The 11,592-nt window shown below is 37.4% G+C and carries 8 protein-coding genes; 3 read left to right on the top strand and 5 right to left on the bottom strand.

The genetic code is table 11. The features are described from left to right. Positions 1–23: 23 nt before the first annotated feature. From IPZ78_RS03340 to IPZ78_RS03330, 3 genes are all read right to left on the bottom strand, one after another. Positions 24–1,883: a M1 family metallopeptidase gene (locus IPZ78_RS03340; protein WP_225551520.1), complete on the bottom strand. Its 1,860-nt coding sequence runs from the start codon at positions 1,881–1,883 to the stop codon at positions 24–26. A gap of 91 nt (positions 1,884–1,974) precedes the next feature. Next, a complete protein-coding gene (locus IPZ78_RS03335) occupies positions 1,975–2,388 on the bottom strand; it encodes a DUF983 domain-containing protein (protein ID WP_225551519.1) in 414 nt (137 codons plus the stop codon). A 21-nt stretch (positions 2,389–2,409) separates the two neighbouring features. Continuing rightward, positions 2,410–3,369, bottom strand: a complete 960-nt coding sequence (locus IPZ78_RS03330; protein ID WP_225551518.1) for a helix-turn-helix domain-containing protein — start codon at positions 3,367–3,369, stop codon at positions 2,410–2,412. 34 nt (positions 3,370–3,403) lie between these two features. Here IPZ78_RS03330 and IPZ78_RS03325 point away from each other — a divergent pair, with 34 nt between their 5' ends. Further along, positions 3,404–3,955, top strand: a complete 552-nt coding sequence (locus IPZ78_RS03325; RefSeq protein WP_225551517.1) for a hypothetical protein — start codon at positions 3,404–3,406, stop codon at positions 3,953–3,955. 422 nt (positions 3,956–4,377) lie between these two features. After that, the gene (locus tag IPZ78_RS03320) at positions 4,378–4,803 is read left to right on the top strand and encodes a nuclear transport factor 2 family protein (protein ID WP_225551516.1); all 426 of its coding nucleotides are present in this window, start codon (positions 4,378–4,380) and stop codon (positions 4,801–4,803) included. 186 nt (positions 4,804–4,989) lie between these two features. Here IPZ78_RS03320 and IPZ78_RS03315 read toward each other — a convergent pair whose 3' ends face one another. Beyond that, positions 4,990–5,379: a hypothetical protein gene (locus tag IPZ78_RS03315; protein ID WP_225551515.1), complete on the bottom strand. Its 390-nt coding sequence runs from the start codon at positions 5,377–5,379 to the stop codon at positions 4,990–4,992. Positions 5,380–5,485: 106 nt separating this feature from the next. Between IPZ78_RS03315 and mfd the strand changes: the two genes are divergently transcribed. After that, positions 5,486–8,821 (top strand): transcription-repair coupling factor, encoded by a 3,336-nt coding sequence (gene mfd / locus IPZ78_RS03310; RefSeq protein ID WP_225551514.1) that lies wholly within the window; start codon positions 5,486–5,488, stop codon positions 8,819–8,821. A gap of 207 nt (positions 8,822–9,028) precedes the next feature. Here the strand turns inward: mfd and IPZ78_RS03305 are convergent, their stop codons facing one another. Further along, the gene (locus IPZ78_RS03305) at positions 9,029–11,527 is read right to left on the bottom strand and encodes a M14 metallopeptidase family protein (protein WP_225551513.1); all 2,499 of its coding nucleotides are present in this window, start codon (positions 11,525–11,527) and stop codon (positions 9,029–9,031) included. Positions 11,528–11,592: the final 65 nt, after the last annotated feature.

Below are 11,592 nucleotides of genomic sequence, written 5' to 3'. Positions count from 1 at the left end.
TCCCTCAAAGACTCCTTTATTTACTAATTACTTTTATGATTATCCGAAGACTCTACGTCAGCCAACCTCAATGTTGGATCTATTATGACCTTAGCAACTTCTTTTCCAACTTTAAAAGTATAGGTAGGTTTTGTCCAAAACCAATCTTCTAATGCGGTACGCTTCAAACCTCTATATAAATCAAATTGCTCAGCTGGTTTCTCACCGCGCATTTCACGCAGAGGAATATAAAATAATTCCTTACTACCGTCTTTGTATTCTACTAAAATATCCAATGGCATAGCTAAGTCTGATTTATTGCGAATAGAGATAGTATTATCCGAAATACTTTCTATAGCGTAATCAATCTTACGTGTGGTATTAATGAATAAATTAAAATACCACTTCAGATTAATACCAGAAACTTCTTCAGCCACACGTTTGAAATCATTTGGTGTAGGATGCTTGAATTTCCATTCCTCATAAAACTTCAAAAAAGTCTTTTCCAAATTTTGTTGCCCTATGATGTATCCCAATTGTTCTGCCATTACCGCTCCTTTGTTGTATGCCTGATTCGAATATCCATAGTTAGTATTGTAATAATCGGCCAACAAGCTCATTGGCTCTTCCTTCCCCGACAATGCTAATCTATAATACGCACGATAAGGTTCAATCACTGGATTGGTAGAAACAGCACCTTTTTTCTCAAAGATATGCTGCATCCCCAACTCTTCTATATAGGAAGTAAAGCCCTCATCAAACCATTCGTCTACCGTTTCGTTGATACCGAACATATGTTGATACCAAGAGTGAGCTACTTCGTGGAAAATCACATTCACTAAACTTTTTAGATTACGACCGCCTGTCACCAACGTCATTGTTCCGTATTCCATACCGCCATCACCACCTTGGACAATTGTATAAGTAGGCCAAGGATATGCGCCGAAACGTGTAGATGTGAAATCGAAAAACTCTTTCGAAAAACCTAAAGCTTGCGTCCAATTCGAAATAACATCCTTATTCGCAGGAATATATACAGTGTACAGCTTCACTCCTCCTGCTGAAGAAGCGGAATCAACCACAAATTTTGGGTCGGCACCCCACGCAAAATCATGAATATTCTCGGCTTTAAAATGCCAAGAAGCCTTATTATTTTTTGTCTTTACTTTTGCCTTTTTCACATATCCCTTTACATCATTCGGATTTTGTAATACTCCCGATGCACCGATTACATAGTCTTTGTGTAAATGAATAGTGACGTCAAAATCTCCAAAAGGTGCAATAAATTCACGACCTACGTATTCATCCAAATGCCACCCAAACTCATCAAAATGTGCCATCTTTGGGTACCATTGCGCCATTGAAAAAGCAACTCCTTCTTTTGAATTACGACCACTACGACGAATTTGTTCAGGAACTTGTGCCTTCCACCCCAATTCAAAATTCGTTTTAGATCCATCCGCTAATGCAGTAGGCAATGTCACTTCTAAGATCGTACCATCCACTTTGAAGTTCGCTGAGGCACCGTTCACTTTGATTGACGAAATCATTTGGTAACCAATCTGCTCAGGTGTCAATTGAGAAATGCGACTTTGGTAAACTGGCTTCTCTTTTGTTCCAATATTTTTTACCATTCGTGCGTCTGGATCTGAAATAGACACCAAACGGTTGTCCATCATACTTCCTGGCTGAAAAGCATTAAAATACAGATGGAAATATACTTTAGAAAGCGATTGACCAGAATTATTGCCATAAATTAAGGTCATTTTGCCGTCGTATTGATAGTTCTTTTCATTGACATCAATATCCATTTTATAGTTAACATCTTGTTGCCAATAGCCTTTGCGCTGACCAAAAACTACCGTAGACAAAATCATACAAAGTAATAGCGATATATATCTCATATGTTGAATTAATAGATAAAGGAATAAAATTAGGGATTTATCTCACGATGAAATAAATCCCCATTATTTTGTTACAAATAAATTATAAAATTTATAGTTCTTTAGATTTCAAAAAATGCTTTCCTTGAAATTTAAATTGTGGTGTCAGCCAATACATTAATACTATTCGCGAATAACGGTAATTAAATGGAGCTAATAAAATAGCAACCCCAACCGCAACAGATAAATATAACCAAGGAGATTCCAAATTGCCTGTCAAAACATATGTTGCTACACAAGAAGCTACCAATTGTGCCACTATAAAAGCATAACTCACGTACATCGCTACGTAAAAATAACCGGGCTCTTTCTCAAATTTCAAATCACAATGCGGACATTGTTCATACATCTTCTTAGATTTAAAACTCAATAATGGCGCTCTAAACATATTTCCTTTGCGACATCTTGGACATTTGCCCTCCACTGCACTTTTAAATTCACCAGGTATTGTATATTCTGTAGACATAGTATTATGTATTTCTAATGTTTATATGTTTTTCCTAAACTCTTCAGGTGTTAGTCCTACCGCTTTCTTGAAAAACTTCGTAAAATACGAATTATCGTTAAAATTCAGTTCATATGCTATTTCAGCTACCGAATAATCTTTAATCACCAGTAGACGCTTCGCTTCCAAAATCACACGGTCACGAATGAGTTCACCCGCAGATTGTCCCAACAATTCTTTACATAGCGCATTCAAATGATTTGGTGTGATGTATAACAGTGCTGCATATTCTTTCGGAAGACGTAAGGACGTAAAATTTGCTTCAATTAGATTCAAAAAATTACGCAACAAGGTATGATTGTACGCATTTGTATCTTGATTCAAAGAAGGTAAGCCTCGGGCATTCAACAAATTGAAAAGATAATATAGCGAACTCGATACAAAATCATTCTGTGTATTGTCCTTTACTAGCCGTTCTAAAATCTCCAAAACCAAAGGCCTGTCTTCCTCATTTACTACAAATACTTCATCCCTCACCAATCCTGAGAAAAAAGACAATGTCGTCAAGTAATCTGAACGCAATAGTATATTCTTGAACAAATCCCTATGAAAATTCACTACATATCCCTGCATATCTCCTTCAAATTCCCAAGTATGAATTTGCCCTGGAGACATAAAATAGATTTGCCAAGGCTCGATGACGAACTTTTCAAAATCTATCGTATGAGATCCTTGTCCTGCCGTGAATAGCACAAAATGGTAAAAATTATGGCGATGTGGAAATACTAAATTCGAATTTCGAACCAGATAATCCGACAAGCTCTCAATCATAATATCTTGATTGAGCCCATCAGACACGACACATTGCGCTATAACAGGAACTTTTGCCATCGTACACAAAGATACTTTGAATACGCCATTATATATGGTAGTATTAGTATATTTAATGGCACTTTTTATGGATAAGTAAATAACACCAGCCCAATCGTGGGCTGTACGCATTCACTTTACAATTTTTCTTGTTAACTTTAACCCAATGTCCTTACACAAAGACTCCGAACTCAAAGCAGCTGTTCTAAATCTTCCTCCAAAGGAGAAAGACAAATTGTTGGTACGTTTGATTAGCAAAGACAAAATGCTAATCAAACAATTGCACTTTCAATTGTTGGAAGATGAAGTGGATTTGGAAGAACGCATTAATGCCTTGCGCGAGCGACTTAATGAATTGTTTGAGCCCAATCGTTCGGGCATCAAGAATGTCGCGATGTATTCCCATTACCGCGCACTAACCGTATTGCTCCGACAAGCTAGCGGTATGATAAACGAACATGAGAAAGTGACAAAAGATAAATTTAGCGAATCTGAATTTAGATTATTAATACTTGAAGCTGCTTTCGAACACTACCCTATTTTATTCCAAAAAACCTATGTGGCTGCCGCAGACAAATTGCAACGCTATGTAGCCGCACGCCTTAAAACGACCTTCAACAAATATGACAAACTGCACGAAGACTTACAGTTTGATTTGAAAGAGTCCTATGAAAAGGTTCTTGCCTTTGCGGAAGAACATGGCCTAATAATAAGCTAAAATCATTCTAGTTTCATGCCCACATGCCGGGCTGGCAAATACTTTTTTATTATTGCTATTATAGTGACAATTAAAAATGCTTATTTGTTTACAATCAAATTATTGTACAATTCGTTGTTATACTATAAATGTCGCCTTAGTGAGTTGCCAATTGCAAGGATGGTAAAGCGTTGTGACAACTCGGTGTAGCGACGAGCTTTGCCTACTTTTGCGATAAAAGTAGGATGCCTGCCCGGCATAGAGGGCTATTAGCCATAAATACTTATTTTAACCGAACAATTTAATTACTTCAAATATTCTCACCGATTTCTTTTCCCGTTCTACCGAAAATCTACTCCTACTGGTCGAAACGACGTTTCGTGGCCCACGTTACTACTATACCTTTGTCTTAACAAAACACCAGAAATTAAAATATTACAGTTATGAAAAGAAATATAAAAACAATCGCAGTAGCAGTTATCGCATTAGTATCAACTGCTTTTTATGCTCACGCTGATAGCAAACCTTTCAAAGAATTAAACAGCAAGGAAGTTGTCATGAACTATGTAGGTGCATCCTTATTGGGCAATTCGGAATACACCAAAGAAATGTTTGCTGATAACTTTGAATACAGCAACACGGCTAACAACGACAAATTTGGCAAGAAAGATTATGTTAACTACTTGAATTCTGTCAAGGACTTAAAATATAACTCGACACAAACTATTGAGATCTTAGATCAAGTGGGTAGCACGACAATTAGCAAAGTCACTATGGATTTCGGTTCGTTTAAAAGAGTAGACTACATTACATTGATCCAATCTGCTGAAGGCTGGAAAATTAATAAAGTCGTAACGACTTACCCATAGGTACTGGGTAATTTTGTTTAGTATAAAAGTCTGCAGGAGTGCAGGCTTTTTTTTGTTTATAAAATTCTTTCCAAATTTTGTTACAAAAGAACTACAATCTTGCAGTAACAAAATTCATAGCATTCTAGCACAGAATATAAATAAAAGACAACTTGATTATAAAACGTCGAGTTGTATTCTTTACCTCTATCTATGTTGATAACAATAGCCTCCACCTACTACCCGCCTTTGACAAGGAGAACCCTTTTTTGTTCTTCCCCAGCAAATAGATGAGGTAGTTGAAGTCTTCTTTTTGCTACTTTTCGTTGAAGTTTGTATTGTATTCGTAGTCGAAGATTGAATAGGTTTAGATCCTAAATAGGTAACTCTATTACTAACAGTTTTTTCAGAAATATTACTTTTAACAATATTATATACATCAAAAGTAGATTTTGAAGTTATATCCCAAGTACTATCAGAATAGAGAATATAATATTTCCCCGCATCATTTTTAACAACATCTACACAGACTTTGTGTTGTGAGAAACTATTATTATAGGACAAGATCAATACTAGTGTAAACAGTATTAGCTTCATAGGTTATTGGTTTGTTCACTAAGATAATAAAATTATAATCACAGAAAATAGGACTAATCCTCACTCCCATATTTTTACTAACTTTGGTGAAAACATTGGGACTTAAGTGAATATTCAAGAAATCTTAGCACATTACGGAAAAACAACACAAGTCACTACACTTGTAAAAGCAATTCAAAGTAAAAATCCTAAAATCCAACTCAAAGGACTTATTGGGTCATCGGATGCGATGGTAGCGGCTTCGGCGTACCATTTGCAAGAGCGCCCCTATGTCTTTATTTTGCCAACGCACGAGGAGGCATCGTACTTTTTGAGTGATTTAGAGAGCTTGTTTGACAAGCAGATTTTGTTTTTTCCAGCCTCTTACCGTAAAGCTTTTGATTTCACCCAATTGGATAGCGCGCATGTGTTACAACGTGCAGAGACTTTAAGTTCGCTCAATCACACTTCCGAACTGCCGAAGATAGTGGTTACTTATCCCGAAGCTATTGCCGAGAAGGTAATTAATCGTCAAGATTTAGAGAAAAATACGTTACCAATCACACAGAATACGAAGCTAAGCATTGAATTCATCAATGAGTTCTTGTACGAATACGACTTTGAACGTGTTGACTTTGTGTATGAGCCGGGACAATTTGCCATTCGTGGCGGTATTGTCGATATTTTCTCCTTTTCGAATGATTTACCGTACCGTGTCGAGTTTTTCGGAGATGAGATTGAAAGCATCCGTACCTTTGATATCGAAAGTCAGCTTTCGGTGAGCAAGATTCACACCGTAACGATTGTACCCAATGTACAAGCCAAGTTTTTAGCCAACAATCATATTTCCCTATTGGAATATATTGATCGTGATTCAGTGATTTGGATCAAAGATGTGCAATTCACTTTTGATGTGATTCAAGAAGGCTACAAAAAAGCTTCACAACTGTGGAAAGCTCTTTCAGAAGCCGATCTAAAGAACAATCCAGATTTAGTCGATCCACGATTTACCTTTACAGACGACAAGAACTTCGGTTCGATGTTGTTTGATTTTCCAAATGTGGAATTTGGAAAACAATTCTTCTTCAAGGCGGACGAAGTTATCTTATTTGATACCCATCCACAGCCTTCTTTCAACAAGGATTTCAACCTGTTGATTCACAATTTCAAAGAAAACGAAAGTAAAAAGATTAAGAATCTGATCTTTTCGGATTCGACAAAACAAGTAGAGCGTATTTACGCAATATTGGATGATATAGATAAGTCTGTAACTTTTACGCCAGTCTACAAAGCCTTGCGCGAAGGATTCCGTGATGACACGATTCAGTTGGCTTGTTATACAGATCACCAAATCTTTGATCGATATTACAAATACAAGCGCATCAAAGCATATGAGCGTTCGCAAGCGATTACATTGAAAGAATTGCGCGACCTCAAACCTGGCGATTACATCACCCATATCGATCACGGTGTGGGTAAATATGCAGGATTGGAGAAGGTAGATGTCAACGGTAAGACGCAAGAGATGATACGTCTGATTTATGCAGACAATGATCTGTTGTATGTCAATATCAACTCCTTGAACCGTATTTCAAAGTATTCGGGCAAGGAAGGCACGATTCCGAAGATGAATAAGCTGGGTACAGATGCGTGGGACAAACTGAAGAAAACAACCAAGAAAAAGGTTAAAGATATTGCGCGTGATTTGATTAAATTGTACGCCTTGCGTAAAGCGCAAACAGGTAATGCCTTTAGTCCTGACACCTATTTGCAGAAAGAATTGGAGGCTTCGTTTATCTACGAAGATACACCAGACCAAGAGAAAGCAACCAACGATGTGAAGCGTGATATGGAATCACCGCACCCGATGGATAGATTGGTCTGTGGTGATGTGGGCTTCGGTAAGACCGAAGTCGCGGTACGTGCAGCGTTCAAAGCCGTAGCAGATAGCAAGCAAGTGGCGGTATTGGTACCAACAACTATTTTGGCGTCACAACATCACCGTACATTTTCAGAGCGTCTAAAAGGACTACCTGCTAATATTGATTACATCAATCGTTTTAAATCAAGCAAACAGATAAAAGAAACCCTTAAAAAACTCGAAGAGGGTAAAATAGATATTATCATCGGTACGCACAGACTGGTCAGCAAGGATGTGAAATTCAAAGACCTCGGTCTGATGATTATCGATGAAGAACAAAAATTTGGTGTTTCAGTCAAAGAAAAACTCAAATTGATGCGCGCCAATGTAGATTCGATGACATTGACCGCAACACCTATTCCGCGTACATTACACTTTTCGTTGATGGGTGCCCGCGATTTGAGTATCATCTCTACACCTCCACCCAATAGACAGCCCGTACAGACCGAGTTACATGTTTTCAACGAAACATTGATACAAGAGTCCGTTTCTTACGAATTAGATCGTAGAGGACAGGTATTCTTTATTCACAATCGTGTTGCCGACTTGAAGCAATTAGGTGCGATGATACAAAAGCTCGTACCTGGAGCACGCGTAGGCGTAGCGCACGGTCAGTTGGAAGGCGATGATCTCGAAGATGTAATGTTGAAATTTATCAACCATGACTTTGATGTCTTAGTCGCTACGACGATTATCGAAGCAGGTCTTGATATTCCGAATGCCAATACCATTATCATCAACCATGCGCATATGTTTGGGTTGAGTGATTTGCACCAAATGCGTGGTCGCGTAGGTCGTTCTAACAAAAAAGCATTTTGTTACTTGTTGAGTCCTCCGATGTCTACATTGACACCAGAAGCCTACAAACGTCTTTCGGCGATTGAGGAATTCTCTGAGTTGGGATCAGGCTTCAATGTGGCGATGCGCGATTTGGATATTCGTGGTTCGGGTAACTTATTAGGCGCAGAACAATCTGGTTTTATCGCAGAGATTGGTTTTGAGATGTACAACAAGATTTTGGATGAAGCTGTACAAGAGTTAAAAGATGATGAGTTTGGTGAGTTGTTTGCGGACGAACAAAACCGAAAATATGTTTCCTTTACACAAATTGACACGGATTTGGAAGTCATGATACCAGATGAGTATGTGACGAATATCGGTGAGCGTTATAATCTGTATAATGATATTGCGAAGTTGGAAAATGAGGAACAGTTGTTGGCTTTTGAGAAAGAATTAGAAGATCGTTTTGGTGCTATTCCTGCACCGGTCTTTGAACTGTTCAATACCCTACGTTTGCAGTGGTTAGGAAAAGAAATTGGTTTTGAAAAGATTTCATACAAAAAACAAATACTGAAAGGCTTCTTTGTAAGTAATGCTAAATCCAGTTATTTTGAGTCTGATCAATTTGGAAAAGTATTGGCTTTCGTAGGTGCTAACCCTTCTATCAGTAATTTGAAAGAAGTAAAAGGACAATTGCGTTTGGCATTAAGTAATATTTCGACTATTGATTATGCCCTGCATTTGCTAAAGCAGATGGTGTAAATATAGAATCCGTATATAAGAAAAGTTTATAATACGGATTCTATACCTTTAATAATCGCTGGCAAATTCTTTACTACTGCAACTATAAAGCATACAATTACTAGAAGATAAAAGATATTTTTTAAGTTGATTTGCATATAAATAAGTTAACCATCAAATATAGAAATATTTTTAACTACACTGATATCTGCAAATTATGAATTTTCTCTAATCTACTTGAAAAACAGCATTAGCCATTACCAATTTACCTGAATCCCAAAAATTGCGAAATAATACATTATCTGCTAAGTATACAATAGTTCCTGCTCCTACCGATTCAGTCCCAAAGACTAAACCATTCTTGATTTGTTTACTTAGATGTTGACCGACAAAACCACTCATCAATGCATTTTCTTTGATATATCCCACATTCCAGCCTGCCCCATCTTTGAAATATTGATAAAGCGTTCCTTCCTGACGTAGGGTGTAATATTCCTTATTGCCATACATGAGAGGATGCGTAGCATCGAAGTCCACTTTATAAATAGCACCAGCAGTATATTCTTTAAGCGATTCACGTTCACGGTCTCCATAAACTTTTAATGGACTCTCCTTCGCTTTCGCAGTTGTATCCTGCTTCATTGGTTTAATTTTCACCCAAGATTGGATAGACAATTGCGCTATAGCACTTTCAATAGCGATTACTTTGCCTCCTGCTCGTACCCAATTGGCAAAATTATCGGATTGGGACTTATCATTCAAGAATGGATAGCTTCCGCTCGGCATAATAAACACATCAATCTCTGTCCATTTTATTCTAGAGATATCTTTGGGATTTACTAGAATAATTGGATATTTCAATTGTTGATCGAAATAATGCCACACCTCCCCTACATTCAATGATCGTTGCCCTTCTCCCGCCAACATTAATACTTTTGGTGCTTTAATAGTCTTCACATCCGAACTACCAAAATCTTTAGCTCCGTCAATTATTCCCGAATTAATAGTATATATCTTGACAGCATTTTCATCTGCAATTATCTTTAATGCTTTTTTAACATCAACAGATTTATTGTTACTTGACATTACCAACAGTGATCCTCTAGGAAAATCTTCCCCTTTCAATTTAAAAGCATATTCAGAACGCTTGACTGTAATTTTATGCTGTAACAATGAAGTTAATACTTGCGCTGAGTTAAATCCATTCCATTTAATAGCGTAGCCAAAGCTATCTTCCAACGCATTACTAATTTTTTCTAAAGAATAGGCTTTAACGGAACTAATTTTCGTTTGACTTGCTATAGCTGACAGTCCATAGACATATGGCATAGACCAGGCGGTGATATCGTAGGTCACTGAATCCACTAATTTAGCTTCAGGTTCAAACAACACTCGAACCAAAGCTGCCTTAGGTTGATTACCTGGTACAACAAGATCCTTCTCTTTCGCTGTATAAGTTGTGTTTTTCTTTGTTGCAAAATCTATTCCTTTGAAAACGCCTTCAGCAGCATAATAACGAATATTATTCTTGTCAAGTAAGTCAAGCAACGAACGAATACGTCCTTCGCTATTGACATCATATTTAACAACATAACTTTGAAAAGTTGCCAATTCACCACCATTCGCTTGTTTGTAGAATTTTTTAAATTCTTCCACGACTTTCTGTGAATTTTGTGAAACGACTTCCACTAAATTCATCCCTGAAGCATGGTGTTGAATAACACGATCCACTAACGTCAATGTATCCTTTTGGTCAGTATATACGCCCAATCCTGCGGAACTATTCCCTGCCTTTTCATAGGTCATACCGATAGCACCCGAATACATCGGGTAGGTATCTCCATATGAAGGATAAAAAAGATCAAACCGTTCTTTTGTAAAATACAACCAACCCTGCTGATCGAAATATTTGGCATTATGTTTACCAATGGTTGTTTGAAACTCGCGTTGCCAAGGTGTAATTACCTCGTGCAATGGTTCGGCTGCTGGAGGAAAATAATAAGGCGCATTGATCCCCATTTCATGAAAATCGATATGAATATGCGGTAACCAAGCATTGTAAATCTTCATACGCTGTTGGCTTTCTAGTTGTGTTTGCCAAGCCCAATCTCTATTCAAATCAAAATAATAATGATTTACACGTCCCCCTGGCCAAGGTTCATTATGTTCTCTCGCGTATAAATCTGGATGATATTTCACACCTAAAATTCCATTTTGCCAATTATTATAACGTTCAGTACCATCAGGATTAAGACATGGATCTATAATCACCAGAGAGTTTTCTAATTGCTTTTGTATACTAGCATTCTTTGGATTGACTAACTGATATAAAGTCTTCATGGAAGATTCCATCGACGAAGTTTCGTTGCCATGCGCATTGTTACTCATCCAAATTACGGCTGGCATATCTGTCAAAAGTGTATTTCCAGAAAGCTCTCCTGCTATTTGCAAATTAGATTTTCGGATATCTTCAAGACGTGCGATATTTTTAGCGGAGGATACAAAAAACACATACATTGGCCTACCTTCTATAGACTCTCCATACTGCTGAAATTTAACCTGTTCTGGTGCTTGAGTCGCTACATGCTTGTAATATTCTAAAACCTTCCAATGCGGCGTGATTTTAGTTCCAATTTGACGACCTAAAAACTCTTCAGGAGATTGGAGCTGCGCCCATGCTACAGTACTAATACAAACCGTAAGTATAATGGATAATATCTTTTTCATAATGTAATTAAAGCTATGTGCAATATAAAAATAAATACAGAACAAAAACATATCCTATTAAAGAA

It is taken from the genome of Sphingobacterium bovistauri, assembly GCF_020295405.1.
Taxonomy (GTDB): domain Bacteria; phylum Bacteroidota; class Bacteroidia; order Sphingobacteriales; family Sphingobacteriaceae; genus Sphingobacterium; species Sphingobacterium bovistauri.
The sequence above is the reverse complement of the archived record's forward strand: the minus strand, read 5'-3'. Positions and strand labels throughout refer to the sequence as shown.